Raw genomic sequence first — 18,406 nt, forward strand, 5'->3', positions numbered from 1 at the left:
TGTTTCACGTGGAACAATAGGACTGAAAATTCACAATATATTACCTCCTGCTACCCTGGATTACATTGTAACCCATTCCATTTGTCGAAAATAATCTGAAAAATGGTAATTGACAAAATAATGAAGCAGCACTAAAATGATAGTTGTAATCGATTACAAAACAGGACGTGACCTTATGGCAAACATTCAGGAAGTAGCAAAAGAAGCAGGAGTATCTGTGGCCACGGTGTCGAGAGTGATGAATGGAGGTGCCGTCACACCGAAAACACGAGGGAAAGTGGAAGAAGTGATTAAACGGCTCAACTATGAACCAAGTATGCTGGGGAGAAACCTGCGGAATTCGGAAAGCCGGCTTCTTCTGGTCCTTATTCCAACGATCTCCAATCCGTATTACTCCGACATTATCAATGGTATTGAAAACACAGCGATTCAGCAGAACTACAATATTTTGTTGTGTGAAACGGATTCCAGTCCGGAACGGGAGAACATCTATTTTGATCTGGTCCGCAAAAAAATGGCGGATGGCATCATTTCCATGGATCCAACGGTAAATGTGGAAGAGCTGACGAAACTGGCGGAGGATCATCCGATTATTCAGTGCAGTGAATATTCTGTGGAAAGCGGGATTCCTTACGTCACCATTGATAATGAAGAAGCGGCATATCGGGCTGTCAGCCATTTAATCAAGATCGGTCGTACGGATATTGCCATGATTAACTCTGATGTAACGTATTTATATGCACGACAGAGGCAGCTTGGGTACCAGCGCGCACTGGAGGAAAACGGGCTCCCTTTTAACGAGGAGGATGTTTATTACACGAATGGTCCGAGTTTCGAACATGGACAGCAGGCGATGAAAAAGATTCTGGAGAGTCCGCAGAAGCGCTCTGCTGTTTTTGCCGTTTCCGACCTCCTGGCGATCGGCGCCATGAAAGAAGCGCACAACCAGGGGCTGCATGTCCCGGAAGATGTGGCTGTTGCCGGATTTGACAAGATTGCTTTCTCCAATATGACCAATCCGGCGCTGACAACCATTGCGCAGCCCATGTATGAGATGGGAACCACTTCGGCGCGGATGCTCATAGATAAGATCAACGGAAAAGCAGTAGAAAGTACGACGATGAGTCATGAACTGGTCATCCGGGAATCGACACTGGGGTAATGGAAACCGGTAGTTTTTAAAATGCGGCAGAAGCATGATGAAAACCTTTTTTGTAATCGATTACAGGGGCGTATTTTTTTATTATAATAAAGGGGTGACAAACAAAATGAAACGAGTACTGTTATTGATGTTGGTGATGCTGGTGTCTGTTTTTGCGGCAGCCTGTGGCAGCAGTGAATCCAGTGAAGAAACCGATGGTTCATCTGAAAACGGCGGGGATTCCTCTGGTGAATCAGAAGCCTCAGGCAAAGAAGAGTTGACCATCGGAATTTCTCTTCCTTCAGCTACCCACGGGTGGATGGGAGCACTGATTGATAACGCCGAAAGCAAAGCACAGGAAATCGAGGAAAACGCCGGTGTGGAATATGTTATGACGAATGCTGAAGACCCGAACACACAGGCCAACGATGTGGATAATCTCATTTCCCAGGAAGTGGATGCGATTGTCATGCTGCCGATCGAATCCGCAGCATTAACTCCGGTTGGTCAGAAGGTGAAAGATGCGGGTATCCCTCTGGTCATCGTAGACAGGGAACTGGATAATGATGCAGCGGATGTGGTCGTCAAAGGGGATAACCAGGGAATCGGCGCCAATGCAGGAGAATACTTTATAGAGCAGCTGAACGGAGAAGGGAATGTAGTGGAAATCACCGGACCGCCGAACTCTGTGACAGAGCAGCGCGGCAGCGGGTTCCAGGAAGCGGTGGAAGCAGAAGACGGCATGGAAATCGTAGCATCTCAAAGCGGTGATTTCTCAAAAGAAACATCTCTTGAGGTCATGCAGAATATTCTTCAGGCTCAACCGGAGATCGATGCGGTCTTTACCCAGGATGATGGAATGGCACTAGGAGTACAGCAGGCCATTCAGGAAGCAGAACGGGATGATATTCAGTTCATTACCGGAGCCGGTGGCAGCAAAGAAGTATTTGAAAACATCCAGGAAGGCGGATTGATTCAGGCTACATTCCTGTATTCACCGACGATGGTAAGGGACGGGGTTCAGATTGCTGCCGATATCGCGCAGGGCGAAGAGCCGGAAGAATCGATGGTCATTAAAGAGGCGACCAAGGTAACAGAGGAAAACGTAGAGGAATACTACAACCCGGATTCTAAATATTAATAAGATTATTACTATTAAGAACAGCAGGGTCCGCAGTTCCGTATTGTGAGTCCCTGCTGCCCCAAACAAGGCCGGAATCTCTGAAAAAGGAGAAAGAAGAATGGCTTTCATCAACATGGAGAAAATCGATAAATCTTTTCATCAAGTGAAAGTGCTGAACCAGGTCGGTCTGCAGCTGGCAGAAGGAGAGATACATGCTCTTCTCGGGGAGAACGGGGCGGGAAAATCGACCCTTATGAATATTCTGGGTGGTGTGCTGCCGCCGGACAGCGGCACTATTTATGTAAACGGGAAGCCGGTCACCATCAACACGCCCGGGGACTCGCAGGATCTGGGGATCAGTTTCATTCATCAGGAATTAAACGTCGTTTCCGATTTACGAGTGTATGAAAATATGTTTCTCGGCTCGGAACTCCGCAATAAGGCCGGTTTTCTAAACGTTGCAGCGATGAAACAGAAAACGAAGGATGTCCTGTCCCGGCTTGGTGTTTCTCTGGATCCGTCGGAATACGTCCGGGATCTCGGAACATCATACAAACAGTTTATCGAAATTTCAAAGGCCCTGCTCCATGAATCTTCCGTGATTATTATGGACGAACCGACAACGGCGCTGGCGGAACATGAAATTGAACAGTTGTTTGAACGGATGACAATGTTAAAAGAATCCGGTGTTTCGATTATTTATATTTCCCATAAATTGAAGGAAATTAAGGAGATCTGTGACCGTTACACGGTTCTGCGGGACGGAGAAGTGGCCGGAACCGGCAGTCTGGCAGGTGAAAATCCGGAATCCATCACGAAAATGATGGTCGGCCGGTCTGTATCAGATGACCATTTTGTACGCGCTCATGACTTCGGCAGAGAGATGCTGCAGGTCGAGGGTTTTTCCAGGAAGGGACTGTTTCACGATATTCATTTTACCGTCAGAGAAGGCGAAATAGCCGGCTTTACCGGTCTGGCCGGCGATGGCAGGACCGAATTATTTGAGGCGTTGTTTGGTTTCCGGAAAAAGGATGTGGGGAGATTAATTGTTAACGGGAAAGAAGTAGAGGTGAACCATCCGAACCAGGCACTCCGTGCAGGAATTGGACTGGTGCCCAAGGACCGGAAAGAAAATGCCGTGATTCAGGATCTGAGCATTATTCACAATCTTACCCTCTCTTCCATCGGACATTTTGAAAAAAAAGGCTTTATCCGCAGAAAGCAGGAACAAACGGCGTTCCGGCATTATCAAAAAGAGCTGAATATCAAGGCGCATGATCCGAATGCTTCGATCGCTGCCCTGAGCGGAGGCAATCAGCAGAAGGTTGTCATTGCGAAATGGCTTGAAGTAAACGCTGACGTAATTATTTTTGACAACCCGACGCAGGGCATTGACGTCGGAGCCAAACGGGAAATTTACCAGCATATTGTCTCCCTGGCAGAGCAGGGAAAGGGCATTATTATTTTATCTTCGGAAGCACCGGAAATTCTGAAAATATGTCACAACATCCATGTGATGTATAAGGGCGGGATTACGGCACGGCTGAACCGGGACGATACGGCGGAAGATGAAATCATGGCCTATGCTACAGGATCAAAAAGGATGGTGGAATCTATTGGCTGAACCGGAATTACAGCCGCAGCAGCCTGCGGAATCAACGTCACAGAAGAGAAACTGGCTGTCCTGGTTATGGGCGGAATACAGCGTCATTATAGCGTTTGTCATTATTTTTGTGCTGGCCGCTGTGTTGAACCCAAGGTTTCTGGATATCAATAATCAGCTGAATATATTGATGCAGGTATCGATTATCGGCATTATCTCGCTCGGTATGACCATTGTCATGCTTTCCGGCGGCATCGATTTGTCTGTCGGTTCGGTGCTGGCCATGGTAGGTGTCATGGCTGTGCTCGCTTTAAACGCAACGGGAAGCATTGTGGCTGCCCTGGTTGCAGCATGCGCGGTCGGCACCGCAGCCGGATGTTTGAACGGGCTGATGATTGCCAAAGGAAAAATCGCCTCGTTTATAGCGACTCTCGGAATGATGTCAGCCGCGCGTTCCATCGCATTGTACACAGCAGACGGAGGGAGTGTATCTGGAGAAGTCGGAGGTTTCACTGCCATTGCCAATACGGAAATCGCTGCGGTGGACGTACCGATCATTATTTTCCTTATCATGACAGCGCTTGTGTATATCTTGATGAATCACACCCGTTTCGGCCGGTATGTGTATGCGGTGGGAAGCAATGAAAAAGCCGCCGTGCTCTCCACCATCCGGGTGGACCGCTTAAAGATCGCCGTGTATAGTATAGCAGGACTCCTGGTCAGTGTGGCAGCGATGATTGAAACATCGCGCCTGAATTCCATTTCCTCTTCGAGTTCCGGCCAGCTGTATGAACTCGATGCGATTGCGGCTGTCATTATAGGCGGTACACGGATGACCGGGGGCCGGGGAAAGGTAATCGGGACATTTTTCGGCGTGCTGATTCTCGGTATTTTAAACAACATGATGAACTTGATGAATGTGTCGCCGCACCTGCAGGGATTTGTCAAAGGGCTCATTATTATTGTGGCTGTACTGTTTCAGAAAAGAGAGTAGAACCATAGAGGAGTGACGGATATGGAATTAGGTGTGTTTACCGTATTGTTTCAGGACCGTCCGCTGGAGGAAGCACTTGATATCGTAGTGGAAAACGGCCTGGATGCGGTGGAAATCGGAACGGGAGGACATCCGGGAAACGCTCACTGTGACCCGGTGGAACTGTTAAACGATGAGCATAAATGCGAAGCGTTTCATAAGAAAATCTCAGACAGGGGATTGAGCATCAGTGCTTTAAGCTGTCACGGCAATCCGCTTCATCCCGATCCGGACATTGCTGCCGGGGATCACCAGCTTTTTCAGACAACGGTCCGTCTGGCGGCCAAACTGGGTGTGAAGCATGTGATTACGTTTTCGGGATGCCCGGGAGAATCGGAGTTTTCAAAGCATCCGGTATGGGTGACGTGCCCGTGGCCGCAGGATCATGCCGATGTACTGGAATGGCAGTGGCGGGAAAAGGTTATTCCATACTGGAAGGAGCAGGACCGCTTTTTGAAAGAACATGGCGTTTTGGCAGCCATCGAACCGCATCCGGGTTTCAATGTTTATAACACAGAAACGTGTATCAGACTACGTGAATCCTGCGGTACAAATATCGGAGTGAATATGGATCCCAGCCACTTTTTCTGGCAGGGGATGGATCCTGTTGCTGCTATCAGAAAACTGGCGGAAGCAGATGCGTTATTTTATTTCCATGCGAAAGACACAAGTATCGATAAAGGCAATACCGCCGTGAACGGTGTGCTTGATACGAAACCATACACTGATGAATGGAACCGCTCCTGGATGTTCCGCACGATCGGCTACGGACAGGGGGAGAAGACGTGGCGCGATATGATCAGTGTGCTGCAGCTGGCAGGATATGAAGGAGTCGTCAGTATTGAACATGAAGACAGTCTGATGTCGGTGGAAGAAGGATTTGAGAAGGCCTCTTCCTTTTTGAAGAGCATCCTGATACGGGAAAGGATTGGTGAAGTCTTTTGGGCGTGAACAAGAACACGGTACGGGTCGGCTTAATCGGTCATCAGTTTATGGGGAAAGTACACAGCCATGCGTACCGGGATCTGCCTTTTTACTTTGATCCGCCGGTCGCACCGGTACAGCAGGCCATAGCGGGACGAAACGAACATGCCGTGAAAGAAGCGGCGGATCATTTCGGCTGGGCGTCGTGGGAAACGGACTGGCGCCGGCTGGTGGAACGGGACGATATAGACCTGATTGATATTGTGACGCCGAACCATACACATGCCGAGATGGCGATCGCCGCAGCGGAATCCGGTAAGCATGTCATCTGCGAAAAACCTCTGGCTGTTACTGCAGCCGAGGCTGGACGGATGAAAAAAGCCGTTGAAAAAAATAACGTCGTTCATATGGTGTCGCATAATTACCGGTACGCCCCGGCCGTGCAGTATGCGGCAAAGCTGATCCGGGAAGGCAGGATCGGGCGGATTTACCATATCCGCGCCCAGTACTTACAGGATTTCATTATGGATCCGGAGTTTCCGCTCGTTTGGAGACTGAAAAAAGAACACACAGGTTCCGGTGCGCTTGGGGACATCGGTGCCCACATTATTGACCTGGCCCGTTTTCTCGTCGGAGAGTTCCAGTCAGTCAGCGGAATGCTGGAAACGTTTATTACAGAACGGCCGCTTGAAGATAGAACCGGCACCGGGGAAGTCACCGTGGATGATGCCTCCGGATTTCTGGCGCGGTTTGATAATGGAGCGATGGGCGTATTTGAAGCCACCCGTTTTGCAGGAGGCAACCGCAATAAAAACAAGTTTGAAATTAACGGGGAAAAGGGTTCCATCCGCTGGGACCTGGAGAACATGAATAACCTTGAGGTATATTTTGAGGATGATGAACCGGGCCTGCAGGGCTTCCGGATGATTCACTGCACGGAAGATGAGCATCCATACATGAAGGCGTACTGGCCGGCGGGTCACATCATCGGCTACGAGCATACGTTTATCAACCAGATGGCAGCACTGATGAATGGCATCCACCTGAAAGAAAGCCCGCATGCCGACTTTGCGGATGGATATGAAAATCAGGTCGTGCTCGAAGCTGTCCAGCAGTCTGCCGCCTCAGGCCAATGGGTAACGACAAAAGAAATCAAGGCAGCAGCGGCCGCGGATGAATAAAGGTACGGGACATAACGATGATTTGGAATTCGATCCTTGGCCTTTGTTATCGTTCAGACGTTTATGTGGAGGGGAAGAATATGTATCGGCCAAATGATTCCACTTATCCGTCAAGTACGACCACTTTCCAGCCGAATGAAGGGGAATATCAGCCCAATCATTCGTTATCAGCCAAAGAAGCGCTTTTACCCGCCGAATACAGAGATTTATCCGCCAACCATGCATCCATACCAGCCAACGTGGCAAAAGAGCAATCTGCAGCGGCAAAGCGCTGCATAAGAAAAGACGGAGCGGGATCAAGTTCCCAAACTCCGTCTTTTAGCATAAACGGTTCCGTTTCAGCTTAATCATTCAGTTCAGCGCAGTGGGAGTGAATAGAGAAGGCGGACCTGTGTTCCGCTATATTCTCTGTTTTCCCTGCTTTGCAGGGGAAGCGGGACATATGATGCGTTATTTCACTTTTTTTTGCATAAACAAGCGGTTCGTACGTCATTAAGGGAACAGAGGTCCGAAAACCCAGGCAATTCGCTGATCTCCTGCCAATTAGCGGACTGGAGGTCCGCCTGGTTTCTCTGTTCCTGACTTTTCGACATCAAGGCGTCGGCAGAATTCAAAAAAACCGGGAATATTCTTGTCCTGAAACGAGTAAATACTCTCTATACAGGAGAGCCGCAGTTCCTGGCGCAGATCTTCACGTTCCTGTGGGCGGGTCTGCGCGAGGCACTGCTGGATAAACGGTTCAAACCGCTCAACAATATACTGTACGGCTTCTTCGTTTTGCTGCCTGGCTTCTTTAATATGCGCCGGGGTGATGATGTCCAATAGTTATTCCTCCTTGCTGTAACCACTTTTGTAAAACGCTTTTTCCATTTTTTCCAGACGCTTTTCGAATCGGAACAGTAAATAAAACGTGATCACTACCGGAAATCCGAAATTGGCAAGCACCTGAATGAAGCCTGCAGCATTCATCACATTCATCATCCGCTGTTCCCCCTTTTCATAAATATCCTTAGTTTTTCCAGAGCAGCTTGTCTTGTTTTGGAAACGGCCTGCTGGGAAATGTTCCATTCTGCGGCAATGGCTTTGTCCGTCTTTTCTTCTTTATACTTTTTCTGCAGTACAGCCTGCTGACGGGTGGTGAGCTGATTCAATCCTTTATGCAGCAGCGGGTGACCCACCGCTTCCTGCAGGCCGGACGCTTCATCCAATGCAGGCAGGACATCGGCTGATACAATAGTTTCTTTTATCGTTTCCAGGCTTCCCTGGCTCACCGGTTGATCCAGAATCAACGGCTGGCGGACGCTTCTCTGCTGCCGCTGCTGGTCATAGCGGACCGACCGCCAATGCAGGGTTTTCAGGATATAGGAAACAAACCTGATCTCTGTATAAAAGGACGTGAACGCTTCATTCAGGAATGCCTGGTTCTCCGTTGTGGGCGTACATATGGCTTCAATGAGCAGTTCCCGGCGGCGGGTATCGCTGAGAAACTGCTGCATCACCGAATGCTTCCAGACCGAGGGGTGATCCATAATAAATTGATCCAGCTTTCCACAGCGGCCGAACAGGCCGGCAGGTACATGTTCCAATACTGCGCCCTCCTTTCCATCTCCTATTCAAAAGACAAGGAATGGAGATAAAAAACAACCATAAAATCGAACGTTTGTTCTTATATTGAAACAGAAAAGGGAGGCTGATGCAAAAGGAAAATGAACATTGATCTATTTTCACGGTATCGTCCTGCGCAAAAAGAACGAAAGCTGACCCGCCGGAGGTCAGCTTGGTGGATGGATATAATAGCACTGTGTGTTGATCAGGAGGAGACGGCGGGGCGGCGCCGTTCGGATATGACAAAGATGGAGGCAAGCACGAGCATAATACCGAGAAGCTGCCAGGGACTCAGCTTGTCGCCGAAGACGGTGACGCCGAGAATGATCGCCACGACCGGCTCAATCGTCGTTAAAATAGAGGCGCGGCTTGATTCAATATACGTAAGTCCGCTCGTATAGAGAATATAGCCGAGCACTGTCGGAATAAACGCGAGTCCGAAACCGTAAAGAATCACTTCCGGATCTGCGAGCTTCTCCACCCGGCCGATCAGGCCGCCCGCCGGTATCATGAAAGCGCTGGCACAGATGAAGGAATAAGCGGTAATGGTCATAGAGGAATACCGGCGGCTTACATATTTTCCAAACACGCTGTAGAGCGCGTAAAAAAATCCGGATCCCAGCCCCGCAAGCACCACAAAGCCGGAAATGCCCGCGTCAAAGGCCGGAAGAAGTCCTACAGTGAAGGCGCAGCCTGTCAGCGTGAGAAACAGGGACACGATTTTCCGTCTGGTCAGCCATTCGTTAAATAAGAGACGGGAAAGCAGAGTGACAAACAACGGGCCGGTATACAGCAGCACTACCGCAAGCGACAGCGACGCTTCATCCATGACGGTGAAATAGCACCAGTTAAAGAATACAATACTGACAATCCCGGTCCCGATGAAAAAGGGAAGATCCCTGATATGTATTTTTAATAGATGAGGGTGGCGAAGGGCCAGATATCCGACGATTAAAATGGCAGAAAAAACGGCGCGGATGGCGACTGTCTGCCATGGAGTGAACCCGGCCGCATAGAGGGCCTGTACGAACAGTCCAAGGAACCCCCACATCGCCGCCCCTGCTGTGGCACAGATATAAGCTTGTTGTCGTGACATAGCTGCATCTTCCTTTCTACATTCCATATTTTCTCATACCGGTACTTAAAAAGGAAGAAACGGACATAGAATCCGTTATTTCTGAAAATATCCCCTTTTTTCAAGGGGATACGGACATCTGGTACGCTATTTCCTGTTTTCATAGGTGAATCAGCAACGATTTCTGCGATTAGCGGAACAGATGTCCGGCTGGGTCGTATTAGGCCCATAAATCAGGGAAATAACGGAATGAATGTCCGTATGAAACCGCACGATGTATTTTCGCTGCTATTCTTCCATCGTTACTTTCACCGGGGACCATTCTCCGGTAACAGTCTGCCCGTGTACAGAGACGCTGCCTTCCGGGGTGAGGTCTTTTTCGGTCATGATGCCGAGGACGACCGTGGACTGGTTGAACTTCAACGGAACATTGGCTTCACGCCGGACTTCCGTTCACGCTGTAAATGACTTCATCGCTGTCACGGTTGTAGGTGATCCGGTACGTATTGAAGGCGCGTTCTTCAAAGCTGATCTGTCCGTGTTCCGGCACTCTTTCCCCATTTTACTTTCTCCTTACGTAATAAAGCCGTGAATGATTAATGTCAAGATCTGCAGTCCGCCGCAGCGGGTGGATGCTTTCAGTGCTGCCCCCATGAAAGGCGGGTAGGCTTCCGCCGGATTCGTTTCCCCAAGGGTTCGGTGCATCCTGATTAAAGGAATAAAGCCGAGAAGGCTGATCAGTCCGTACCACGGCAGCGCCTGCACCGCTGCACATATCAGAACGAAAACAAAAGCAGAGGCTGTCAGCCATTTGGAGAGCACAAGTCCTTTCTTCTCCCCGAGCACGACGACTAGTGTCCGTTTTCCGGCGGCTTCGTCGGCGTGCGGGTGCAGAAAGTGGTGATTATATAACACCAGTGTGGTTAATATACCTACAGGAAAAGAGAGCAGAAATGCCCGCACGTCAAAAGCGCCGGTCTGGACATAATAAGCCCCCATCACCGGAAGAATGCCAAACGCCGCAAAAATAGCGATTTCACTGTACCCTTTCCCCCGGTAGCCGAATTTCAGCGGCGGCGCCACATAAAAATAGGCGATCAGACCGCCGGTGGCCGCGATCAATAGAACAGGCCAACCTTTTGCTATGGTAATGATGACACCGCAGACAACCGCTGCTGCAAACAGGCTCCATGTCACCGCGGCGAACGTTTTTTCCGAAAGCGCACCGCTTGGCAGCAGCCGGGAATTGGTCGGAATATCGCCCTCTTCTATCTCTGCCTGCTCATCAGCGCCGTTTCGGTAATCCCATAAATCATTAATCATATTGGAGAATAAATGCGCAGCTATGGCTCCGATCAGCGTAATTAAGAACCAGAAGAAGTGAAACGTCTCCTCCCAGGCGAACGCGCCGGTTGTTCCAAGCAGAACCGGAACGATAATAACCGGAAGAGCGAAAGAACGGGTGGCCTTGCTCCAAAACTGAATTCCTTTTTCCAACATGGTCCCCCCTTTTATATTAAAAATTTTGTCGAAAAATGAATTACTTTCATCATTGTACGAAGGTCGGGGAAAATTATCAACAAATGTGCCGCAAGGGAGAGCCGGATAGGAAATGGTTTGGCTGTAAAAGAATAAAGGAATGGAAGGTTACCGGGCTGGATAATCAAAGATCAGAGGGCAGAAGCCAAACAGGTATTTCTCGAAACATTCCAGGATGAAGCCCTGCGGGAGCAGCTGGAGATTAGAAAGAGCTACCTTTATGTTTGAAAAATATAAAGAAGAAGTGGCACAGGATGTTCAGTAAAATAAATATCCACTATCCACTACACCGAGCTGAGTACAAGGTGTAGTGGATATTTTTAGCTGCATTCTTTTACTTTTGTTCCAGGTGGTTTTATGTATCTGTAATCTAAAACTCTGTGTTGATATATTACTAAAATTGTGATAAATTCTTTTTAGATTCAACTTAGATCTAAGTTAGATTTCTAAAGATGAGGAGTTTGAATAAATGGATGATCGTGTTCTTCTTGCGTTTTATGGAGACGATTTCACTGGCTCTACCGATGCAATGGAAGCGCTACACCGCTTTGGTCTGCGTACAATATTGTTTTTGGATGTGCCAACAAAAGATATGCTGGACCGGTTTGAAGGCGTGCAGTGTATAGGCGTAGCCGGTACAGCGCGGGCAAAGGATCCTGCCGGCATGGAGAAAGAACTGACCCCGGTATGGAATCTGTTTCAGACCATCCGACCGTTCTTCGTTCATTACAAAATTTGTTCTACGTTTGATTCCTCACCGGAAACAGGCAGCATCGGCTTCGTCAGTGAGCTGTCTCAGCGCTATTTTCAAGGACCTACGTATCCTCTCTTAGTGGGAACCCCTGACTTGGGGCGATTCACGGTGTTTGGTAATCATTTTGCGAACTTTCATGGGGACATTTTCCGTTTGGATGAGCATCCAGTGATGTCGCAACACCCCGTGACTCCGATGGATGAAGCAGATCTTGGGAAACATCTGCAAAAACAAACGAGTCAGACTATTGGATATAAGACCGTCCTGGACATGGAAAACGCTGCGCCGGAGCCTTCGATTTTAGAGGATACAGAAGATATCACTATTTTCGATGCGCTGGAAGAAAAACACATGAACTGGTTTGCTGATGTAATGTGGGCTTCCCGGCAGGAGCATACGCAGTTCATGATAGGGTCGTCCGGTATTGAATATGCGCTGGCTGCTAAATGGAAGGCCGAAGGTCAAACCAAAGCTTACGAACAGACGAAACGGACACAAGAAATAACACAGATGCTGGTCGTTTCGGGCAGTGTTTCGGATGTCACGAAAAAGCAGCTCGAAAAAGCGGAAGAAGCAGGCTTTCATATGGAGCAGGTGCCTTATGAGTTGCTGACATCCGAAGAGGTGCCGAGTTCTTTTATTCAGCACATCCTGGCCCTGCTGGATTTCAAGAAGAAAGTCGTGTTGTATACAGCGAAAGGCCCCTCCGACGATGCTATCGAAAAGACCAGGGCCCACCTTCAAAACGAGGGAATTGCTGAGGAAGACATGGGCATTTACCTAGGAAGACGGCTGGGAGAGTGGACAAAACAGATCATGGAACAGTCCTGCCTGTGCAGGCTCGTTATTTCGGGCGGGGATACGTCCGGATTTGTCACGTCGCAGCTGGGTATCTATGGTCTGGAAGTGCTGGAATCTACCGCACCGGGTGCCCCATTATGCCATGCCTACTCCGAAGATGATCGATTCAACGGTCTGGAGATAGCATTGAAAAGCGGCCAACTTGGTGGAGAATCCTTTTTTGAAAACGTCTTTAACGCCGGAAAGACAGAAAAGTAAATACCGTTACGGGAAGGGTGAGGAATATGCTGTTAAAAGACGCCGCGTATCAAAAGATCAAAGAAAAGATATTGGAAGAAGAATACCCGCCGGGCGAATTTTTATCGGAGCGGACGTTGATCAATGATTTAGAAATGAGTAAAACCCCGATCAAAAACGCATTGACCCGTCTCGAGGCGGAAGGATTTGCTACGGTGTCCTCCAAACAGGGCATTCTCGTTCACGATTTATCTGTGGAACGGATCAACAATATCTACAACCTGCGTATAGCGCTGGAGACGTTTAACTGCGGAGAAATTTACCCTCGGATTTCGGGAGAGCAGTTAAAGGAATTGGAAAAGAACATCGAAGAAACCAGGGAGACAGCAGAAAATCTCGATGCCAAAGCGTTTGCCAATTTGGATCACGAGTTTCATTTAGCGCTCAGTGAAATTGCAGGAAACGGGGAGATAACACGTATTTTAATTAACTATCAGGATCACTTGCTGCGTATCACCCTGCGTCATCTGAAAAAAGATCCGACACGAATCCGTAAGTTCTATGAGGATCATATACAGTTGTTTGAGTCGCTTCAAAAGAATGAAGCGGAAAGTGTAGAGATCATGAGAAAACACTTGCAGGAATCGAAACAGATGTTGTTTCAGTAAAAGAGAAAAGGAGTGGAGACTGATGAAAGCAGTCTTTGTAGAAGACACTGAACAAATAGAAGTGAAGGACATTGATTCACCGGAGATCAAAGAGGATGAAGTGCTGATTAAAGTGGAGGTGGCAGGAATATGTGGATCGGATATCCATACGTATAAAGGGTTTCACCCCTTCCGCAAGCCTCCCGTTGTGATCGGTCACGAAGTGGCGGGGGAAGTGGTCGAGACTGGAAAAAACGTGAAGCATGTGAATATTGGAGACCGTGTCACGGTGGAACCACAGCTCGGTACGGGAGAGAGCGAAGGGGAAATGACGGGTCAAATCAATTATTCTGACGAAAGACTGGCCCCGGGTATGGATACATGGTTAGGAACGATGGCAGAGTATTTCGTTTCTCCGGAATCCCTCATCATCCCGCTTCCCGATTCGGTTAGTTATGATCGTGGAGTTTTGACAGAGCCGCTCGCTGTCGGTGTCCACGCCGCATGGAAAGCCGATATCCAGCCGGGAGATCGTGTGGCTGTCCTGGGCGCCGGGCCGATTGGGCTATTAACGCTTGCGGCCGTTCGGGCAAAAGGCGCAGAGCATACCGTCGTCACGGATGTGCTGGATTACTCCCTCCAGAAAGCAGGGGAGCTGGGAGCAAAAGAGACGCACAACATCAAAAATGACAACGGCTGGATCGGCAAAGTGAAGGAAAAAATGGGCGGATCATTGGACAAAGTCCTTATTACTGCCGGGGTTCCCGGCATTGTGAATGATTCTTTGAATCTACTAAAGAAAGGAGGACGTGCCGTTACCGTTGCGATGTTTCACGACCAGCAGCAGCTTGATGTGGAACAGCTCCAACAACAGGAGAAAGAACTCATTGGCTGCATGACCTATAACCGTCCGGACACCGAAGAAGCGTTGAACATTATAGAAGAGCATAACATTCGGGTGGAAAAGGTCATCTCTCACCGTCTTGGAGTAGAACAAGCCGCTGAAGGATTCCGGATGGTAGATAAGAAAGAGGATCATTCCGTCAAAGTATTAGTAGCATTTAATGATTAGGAGGTATATTGTGAACCACGTGAAATCGCTTGCTGTCTTAACCATGCTTTTGGTCGTGACGCTTGCGGGTTGTTCTCAGGGAGCTGGCTCGTCCTCCGGGACGATAGAAGCCAGTTCTGTCACAACCCTGCGGCTCGGTCATATTCAAAATGAGGATCATGCTTGGCACCTGGGATCCCAACGGTTCGCCGAACTGGTGGAGGAAAAAACAAGTGGTTCTGTCGAGATAGACCTTTATCCCAGTTCAACGCTTGGCTCAGACCGTGATCTTGTAGAAGGAATGCAGATCGGATCGGTTGATTTTGCTTTAGTTGCTGGTGTGTTGTCCAATTTTCACGAAAAATACGCGATTCTCGAACTCCCTTATTTATTCGATGATAATGAGCATCTGAGAAACTTTTTATATGGAGAGGGTGGAGAAAACCTTCAGGCAGAGATGCTGGAAGAAACAGGCGTGAGAGGATTGGAATTTTTCATTCGGTCGCCAAGAGAACTCACCGCGAATAAAAGAATAGAAACCCCGGACGATCTGCAAGGGTTGAAAATAAGGGTGCCGAATATCGAAGCATCTGTTGAAGGCTGGGATGCGATGGGCGCCAACCCTACGCCGATGAACTTCAGTGAAGTATATTCCTCCCTGCAGACAGGCGTCATTGATGCTCAGGAAAATCCGGCTTCTTTTATCACCAATGCGAAGCTTCAGGAAGTGCAGGATTATCTGATGCTGACTGATCATGTGTATGGTTATGTGCAGCTACTGATGAGTGATAAGACGTATGAAAAGTTGACCGACAGTGAACAGCAAGCTGTAGAAGAAGCAGCTCTGGAAGCAAGACAATATCAAAATGAGCTCGTATCTCAGCAGCAGGAAGAGGCTATGCAGACGATGAGAGATGCAGGGATGGAGATCGTGGAAGTAAATAAATCGTTATTTAGAGAAAAAGTTCAAACCGTGAATGAAAACCTGGCGGACAAATATGGACGAGATCTATATGACGAAATTGTGGAGATGAGAAAGTGAAAGGGAGGTCTGTGACATGCAGCAATATATAGCAGCGGTTGATCATTTAAATAAAATCGTGAAATACGTGGCGTCCACGATGTTTGTCGTTCTGGCAGTTCTGGTTTTCTTTCAGGTTATAACCCGTTTTGTCATTAACTTTCCACTAGCGTGGTCGGAAGAAATATCACGGTATTTAACGATCTATATTGTGTTCTTGGGGTCGGCGCTTGCCGTGAGAAATAGAGAGCATATTGCGATTGATTTTTTAATGGATGTTGTAAGCGCTGCAAAGAAAAGAAAACTTCAATTCATTGTTTCTATTATTTCCACCGTGTTTTTTATTATTCTATGTTACTACGGTACGGTATTGACTTTTACGGTGATCGGGCAGCTCACACCAACGCTTCAATTCTCGATAGCGTGGGTGTATGCCGCGGTTCCTCTAGGTTCTCTTATTATGGCGCTGAATGGAATTGCTAATATATGCAGTCATATGCTCGAACATGAAAGCGCTGTAGGAGGTGAAACAAAATGATTACAGCTCTTATTATATCATTGATTGCCTTGTTTATCGTTGGTGTGCCGGTGGCAGTGGCATTGGGTCTTTCCACCAGTCTGGCGCTTTTGATTGAAGGTGGTACCCCACTTCTTGTACTTGCGCAACGTGCGTTTGTCTCTCTGGATTCCTTTCCGCTGCTCGCGATACCGCTGTTTATTCTAGCGGGTGTCATTATGGAATTTGGAGGCATTTCGCAGCGCCTCATAAACTTTGCCAATGCTCTCACCGGACATTTTTCGGGCGGACTGGCGATGGTTACGGTCATTACAACGATGTTTTTTGCCGCGATATCCGGATCTAGTATTGCAGCAACGGCTGCTCTTGGTTCAATATTAATTCCAGCAATGGCCGAAAGAGGGTATCACCGTGATTTTGCCGGAAGTGTGCAATCGGTTTCTGGAACGCTTGGTATTATCATACCTCCGAGTATACCGTTGATTCTTTATGGTACAGCGGCTGACACGTCGATCGGAGATTTATTTATTGGTGGTATTTTACCTGGCGTACTTGTAGGCGCAGGCCTAATTATAACGGTTGTTATTATTTCCAAAAAAAGAGAATATCACCGGGAATCAAAAACAAGTACGCGTGAATTGGGGAAAGCTTTTGTGGAAACGATCCCTGCTTTAATTATGCCGTTTATTATTCTTGGCGGTATCTACAGTGGCATTTTTACTGCAACGGAAGCGGCAGGCGTCGCGGTAGCTTATGCATTTTTAATCAGTACCGTCTTTTACCGCGCGATTCATTTCGGTAATATCGGAAAAGTTTTGAATCAAGCAATTTCAACAACGTCTACGATTATGTTTATTATCGCTGTTGCCGGGTTGTTCAGCTGGGTACTCACGATTGAAAATATTCCGCAGCAGGTTGCTGGATTTTTCACTTCTATTTCGGAAAACCCATCGGTCTTCCTTCTGGCTGTCGTTGTGTTACTCTTAATTGTTGGAATGTTTATGGAAACAAATGCTTCGATCATTATTTTAGCCCCGATCCTGGCACCGGTTGCTCTGCAGCTTGGTATTGATCCAATTCACTTTGGTATGGTGATGATCGTAACATTAGCAATTGGCATGGTTACCCCTCCATTAGGGTTGAATCTATTTGTAGCGGGACGAATAGCCAATTTAAGATTGGACGAACTGGCAAAAGGTATGGTCCCGTTTTATGTGGCTGTACTTGTAACACTCATCATCATTATATTCGTGCCGCAGATATCCACTGGACTGTTAAGCTTATAAAGAAAAGGAGTAGATGGAATGGAACATCTTCCTATTTTGCAAGAATTACATCAAGCAGGTTTGTTTATGAGAGAAAATGATCTTGTATGGGGAACCGCAGGCAATATTAGCGCCAGAGTAGAAGAAAATCTATTCTATATTTCAGCGAGCGGCACTTACGTCGGCGATATGAATATCAATGATTTCGCTCTCTGTTCCCTCGAAGAAGGTCCGGTATCCGGAAAAAAACCATCTAAAGAGCATAATATGCACCGCGCTGTGTATGAAGAGCGTCCCGAAATAGGAGCTATTCTTCATGCGTCGCCTTTCTACAGTACATTAATTGCGTGTTCCGACGTGGAGGTGCCTTCGAATTACTTTGTCGAGGCGATGTACTACCTGGAACGGGTGGAGAAGATTCCGTATTTTCATCCAGGAAGCCGGGCACTCGCCGACGCTGTTAAGGAAAAAGCAAAAGACACGAATGTGATGCTCCTGGAGAACCATGGCGTTCTCGTCTACGATGAAAACATCAAAGAGGCACGAATGGCTTTGCAAACGCTGGAGTACACAGCCAGGATGCACATTATCGCAATGGAAAAAGGCATTGCCATGAAAGGGTTGGACAAAGACCAGGAAAAGGATTTCCTTCAGAATTCCGGTTATAAACCTGTGAGAAATTGGCCGAGATAAATGCCTGTCACTTCTCGCTTTTTTCACGATTGAACGATGGAACACGAATAATACAGTTGTTTAAAAATGAAAGTCAAAACGCGCATTCTATCGTTTTTAAACAACTTTATTTACGGTAATTAAAGAATCCCTATACTCAGCAGGAATTTTGATAGCCGTTTCAATGCTATCACATTTGTGGTTCAATAGTCCTCCG

The 18,406-nt window shown here is 47.8% G+C and carries 20 protein-coding genes; 14 read left to right on the forward strand and 6 right to left on the reverse strand.

Annotated elements, in window-relative coordinates:
• The first annotated feature begins 175 nt into the window (after positions 1–175).
• From ACW9JV_RS00685 to ACW9JV_RS00715, 7 genes are all read left to right on the forward strand, one after another.
• Positions 176–1,162 carry a LacI family DNA-binding transcriptional regulator gene (locus tag ACW9JV_RS00685; RefSeq protein WP_457330338.1) on the forward strand — a complete coding sequence of 329 codons (987 nt, stop codon included), beginning with the start codon at positions 176–178 and terminating at the stop codon, positions 1,160–1,162.
• 106 nt (positions 1,163–1,268) lie between these two features.
• Positions 1,269–2,282 carry a substrate-binding domain-containing protein gene (locus tag ACW9JV_RS00690; protein ID WP_457330340.1) on the forward strand — a complete coding sequence of 338 codons (1,014 nt, stop codon included), beginning with the start codon at positions 1,269–1,271 and terminating at the stop codon, positions 2,280–2,282.
• Between the two features lie 100 nt (positions 2,283–2,382).
• Positions 2,383–3,888 (forward strand): sugar ABC transporter ATP-binding protein, encoded by a 1,506-nt coding sequence (locus tag ACW9JV_RS00695; protein WP_457330342.1) that lies wholly within the window; start codon positions 2,383–2,385, stop codon positions 3,886–3,888.
• Positions 3,881–4,861: an ABC transporter permease gene (locus ACW9JV_RS00700; RefSeq protein ID WP_457330345.1), complete on the forward strand. Its 981-nt coding sequence runs from the start codon at positions 3,881–3,883 to the stop codon at positions 4,859–4,861. Before ACW9JV_RS00695 ends, ACW9JV_RS00700 begins: the two co-directional genes overlap by 8 nt.
• 21 nt (positions 4,862–4,882) lie before the next feature.
• Complete coding sequence (locus ACW9JV_RS00705) at positions 4,883–5,851, forward strand: sugar phosphate isomerase/epimerase family protein (protein ID WP_457330347.1); 969 nt, start codon at positions 4,883–4,885, stop codon at positions 5,849–5,851.
• Entirely contained in the window at positions 5,848–7,005 is a 1,158-nt protein-coding gene (locus ACW9JV_RS00710; RefSeq protein ID WP_457330349.1) for a Gfo/Idh/MocA family protein, read from the forward strand. The genes ACW9JV_RS00705 and ACW9JV_RS00710 overlap by 4 nt, the downstream gene beginning before the upstream one ends.
• A gap of 80 nt (positions 7,006–7,085) precedes the next feature.
• The gene (locus ACW9JV_RS00715; protein WP_457330350.1) at positions 7,086–7,352 is read left to right on the forward strand and encodes a hypothetical protein; all 267 of its coding nucleotides are present in this window, start codon (positions 7,086–7,088) and stop codon (positions 7,350–7,352) included.
• 196 nt (positions 7,353–7,548) lie between these two features.
• On the opposite strand, the gene ACW9JV_RS00720 is transcribed toward ACW9JV_RS00715, so the two are convergent.
• The 6 genes from ACW9JV_RS00720 to ACW9JV_RS00745 form a co-directional block, all read right to left on the reverse strand.
• Complete coding sequence (locus tag ACW9JV_RS00720; RefSeq protein WP_457330351.1) at positions 7,549–7,827, reverse strand: helix-turn-helix domain-containing protein; 279 nt, start codon at positions 7,825–7,827, stop codon at positions 7,549–7,551.
• Between the two features lie 3 nt (positions 7,828–7,830).
• Entirely contained in the window at positions 7,831–7,986 is a 156-nt protein-coding gene (locus ACW9JV_RS00725; protein ID WP_457330353.1) for a YvrJ family protein, read from the reverse strand.
• Positions 7,983–8,591, reverse strand: coding sequence for a sigma-70 family RNA polymerase sigma factor (locus ACW9JV_RS00730; RefSeq protein WP_457330355.1), 609 nt, complete (start codon positions 8,589–8,591; stop codon positions 7,983–7,985). The genes ACW9JV_RS00725 and ACW9JV_RS00730 overlap by 4 nt, the downstream gene beginning before the upstream one ends.
• Positions 8,592–8,815: 224 nt before the next feature.
• Positions 8,816–9,706 carry a DMT family transporter gene (locus tag ACW9JV_RS00735; protein ID WP_457330357.1) on the reverse strand — a complete coding sequence of 297 codons (891 nt, stop codon included), beginning with the start codon at positions 9,704–9,706 and terminating at the stop codon, positions 8,816–8,818.
• A 267-nt stretch (positions 9,707–9,973) separates the two neighbouring features.
• On the reverse strand, positions 9,974–10,108 hold the full coding sequence (locus ACW9JV_RS00740; protein ID WP_457330359.1) for a DUF6081 family protein: 135 nt from the start codon (positions 10,106–10,108) through the stop codon (positions 9,974–9,976).
• A 150-nt stretch (positions 10,109–10,258) separates the two neighbouring features.
• Positions 10,259–11,182 (reverse strand): UbiA family prenyltransferase, encoded by a 924-nt coding sequence (locus tag ACW9JV_RS00745; RefSeq protein ID WP_457330361.1) that lies wholly within the window; start codon positions 11,180–11,182, stop codon positions 10,259–10,261.
• A gap of 511 nt (positions 11,183–11,693) precedes the next feature.
• On the opposite strand from ACW9JV_RS00745, the gene ACW9JV_RS00750 reads away from it, so the two are divergent.
• From ACW9JV_RS00750 to ACW9JV_RS00780, 7 genes are read left to right on the forward strand one after another with little or no spacing between them, the layout of a single operon-like run.
• On the forward strand, positions 11,694–13,037 hold the full coding sequence (locus tag ACW9JV_RS00750) for a four-carbon acid sugar kinase family protein (protein WP_457330363.1): 1,344 nt from the start codon (positions 11,694–11,696) through the stop codon (positions 13,035–13,037).
• Positions 13,038–13,063: 26 nt separating this feature from the next.
• Complete coding sequence (locus ACW9JV_RS00755; protein WP_457330365.1) at positions 13,064–13,684, forward strand: GntR family transcriptional regulator; 621 nt, start codon at positions 13,064–13,066, stop codon at positions 13,682–13,684.
• Positions 13,685–13,706: 22 nt separating this feature from the next.
• A complete protein-coding gene (locus tag ACW9JV_RS00760; protein WP_457330367.1) occupies positions 13,707–14,735 on the forward strand; it encodes a zinc-dependent alcohol dehydrogenase in 1,029 nt (342 codons plus the stop codon).
• A gap of 10 nt (positions 14,736–14,745) precedes the next feature.
• Positions 14,746–15,756 (forward strand): TRAP transporter substrate-binding protein, encoded by a 1,011-nt coding sequence (locus ACW9JV_RS00765; RefSeq protein ID WP_457330369.1) that lies wholly within the window; start codon positions 14,746–14,748, stop codon positions 15,754–15,756.
• A 16-nt stretch (positions 15,757–15,772) separates the two neighbouring features.
• A complete protein-coding gene (locus ACW9JV_RS00770; RefSeq protein ID WP_457330371.1) occupies positions 15,773–16,273 on the forward strand; it encodes a TRAP transporter small permease in 501 nt (166 codons plus the stop codon).
• Positions 16,270–17,538: a TRAP transporter large permease gene (locus tag ACW9JV_RS00775; RefSeq protein ID WP_457330373.1), complete on the forward strand. Its 1,269-nt coding sequence runs from the start codon at positions 16,270–16,272 to the stop codon at positions 17,536–17,538. The genes ACW9JV_RS00770 and ACW9JV_RS00775 overlap by 4 nt, the downstream gene beginning before the upstream one ends.
• 18 nt (positions 17,539–17,556) lie before the next feature.
• Positions 17,557–18,210 (forward strand): class II aldolase/adducin family protein, encoded by a 654-nt coding sequence (locus tag ACW9JV_RS00780; protein ID WP_457330375.1) that lies wholly within the window; start codon positions 17,557–17,559, stop codon positions 18,208–18,210.
• Positions 18,211–18,406: the final 196 nt, after the last annotated feature.

This window comes from Salibacterium sp. K-3, assembly GCF_054052005.1.

Excerpts from the sequence above, each read along its gene's own strand:
- ACW9JV_RS00685 (WP_457330338.1), top strand. The coding sequence starts at position 176 with ATGGCAAACATTCAGGAAGTAGCAAAAGAAGCAGGAGTATCTGTGGCC.
- ACW9JV_RS00690 (WP_457330340.1), top strand. The coding sequence starts at position 1,269 with ATGAAACGAGTACTGTTATTGATGTTGGTGATGCTGGTGTCTGTTTTT.
- ACW9JV_RS00695 (WP_457330342.1), top strand. The coding sequence starts at position 2,383 with ATGGCTTTCATCAACATGGAGAAAATCGATAAATCTTTTCATCAAGTG.
- ACW9JV_RS00705 (WP_457330347.1), top strand. The coding sequence starts at position 4,883 with ATGGAATTAGGTGTGTTTACCGTATTGTTTCAGGACCGTCCGCTGGAG.
- ACW9JV_RS00715 (WP_457330350.1), top strand. The coding sequence starts at position 7,086 with ATGTATCGGCCAAATGATTCCACTTATCCGTCAAGTACGACCACTTTC.
- ACW9JV_RS00725 (WP_457330353.1), bottom strand. The coding sequence starts at position 7,986 with ATGATGAATGTGATGAATGCTGCAGGCTTCATTCAGGTGCTTGCCAAT.
- ACW9JV_RS00735 (WP_457330357.1), bottom strand. The coding sequence starts at position 9,706 with ATGTCACGACAACAAGCTTATATCTGTGCCACAGCAGGGGCGGCGATG.
- ACW9JV_RS00750 (WP_457330363.1), top strand. The coding sequence starts at position 11,694 with ATGGATGATCGTGTTCTTCTTGCGTTTTATGGAGACGATTTCACTGGC.
- ACW9JV_RS00755 (WP_457330365.1), top strand. The coding sequence starts at position 13,064 with ATGCTGTTAAAAGACGCCGCGTATCAAAAGATCAAAGAAAAGATATTG.
- ACW9JV_RS00760 (WP_457330367.1), top strand. The coding sequence starts at position 13,707 with ATGAAAGCAGTCTTTGTAGAAGACACTGAACAAATAGAAGTGAAGGAC.
- ACW9JV_RS00770 (WP_457330371.1), top strand. The coding sequence starts at position 15,773 with ATGCAGCAATATATAGCAGCGGTTGATCATTTAAATAAAATCGTGAAA.
- ACW9JV_RS00775 (WP_457330373.1), top strand. The coding sequence starts at position 16,270 with ATGATTACAGCTCTTATTATATCATTGATTGCCTTGTTTATCGTTGGT.
- ACW9JV_RS00780 (WP_457330375.1), top strand. The coding sequence starts at position 17,557 with ATGGAACATCTTCCTATTTTGCAAGAATTACATCAAGCAGGTTTGTTT.